General features: G+C 70.9%; 2 protein-coding genes and 1 pseudogene. All 3 read right to left on the reverse strand.

The window, feature by feature from the left end:
- Positions 1 to 84: pseudogene (locus tag RND61_RS32470) on the reverse strand (ATP-binding protein); the annotation flags it as partial.
- Positions 65 to 475, reverse strand: a complete 411-nt coding sequence (locus tag RND61_RS32475) for a DUF742 domain-containing protein (protein ID WP_250334579.1) — start codon at positions 473 to 475, stop codon at positions 65 to 67. The gene RND61_RS32475 and the pseudogene RND61_RS32470, both read right to left, overlap by 20 nt.
- A 136-nt stretch (positions 476 to 611) precedes the next feature.
- A partial coding sequence (locus RND61_RS32480; protein ID WP_315881758.1) for a roadblock/LC7 domain-containing protein occupies positions 612 to 864 on the reverse strand: 253 nt, incomplete at its 5' end.

The raw sequence follows: 864 nt of genomic DNA on the forward strand, positions 1-864 counted from the left end.
GAAGCCGCCCGCCACCACGATCTTCGCGCTGGTCGTCGACCGTCCTCCGGCGGCCGCACCGCCGCTAGAGCTTCCGAAGTCCACTGAGCACCCTTTCGAGCAGCGTCACATCCGGCGTGCCGCCGGCCTCTCCGTTTCCTGGCTGGTGGATCGCCACCATGCCCGCCTCGGCCAGATCGGCGACGAGGATCCGGGCCACCCCGAGCGGCATCGACAGCAGCGCCGACACCTCGGCCACGGACTTCACCTCACGGCAGAGGTGGCAGATCCGCTGGTGCTCGGGGAGCAGCCCGGCGAGGTGCGCCGGATCGGCCGTGGTGGACACCAGCGCCTCGATGGCGAGCTGGTACCGGGGTCGCGTCCGGCCGCCGGTCATCGCATAGGGGCGGACCAGCGGCTGATCGCCTTCATGCCCGTACGAGGCGTCGTCGAACGACGCGCCGTACGGATCGTGAGAGGCGGGGGGCGGGGTCATGAATCCTCCGGTCGTGACAGCAGGTGGTCTGCGTGCCGTCTGACTGGGCCGGTGGGGGGCCGGGTGGGGCGGCCGACGGTGTAGATGACACAAAGGCGACAGGCGGGTACGGAGGGGCGTACCCGCCTGGCCGGGGTTAGTGGAGCAGGCTGCCCTGGAGCTCCGCGCGGAGATCCGGGGTGAGGACGCCGCCGGCCCGGTCGACCAGCAGCGCCATCTCGTAACCGACGAGGCCGATGTCGCATTCGGGGTGGGCGAGGACGGCGAGGGAGGAGCCGTCCGAGATGGACATGATGAAGAGGAAGCCGCGCTCCATCTCCACCACGGTCTGGTTGACCGGCCCGCCCTCGAAGATGCGGGACGCGCCCGCGGTCAGCGAGGTCAGGCCG

It is taken from the genome of Streptomyces tamarix (genome assembly GCF_032423885.1).
GTDB classification, from domain to species: domain Bacteria; phylum Actinomycetota; class Actinomycetes; order Streptomycetales; family Streptomycetaceae; genus Streptomyces; species Streptomyces tamarix.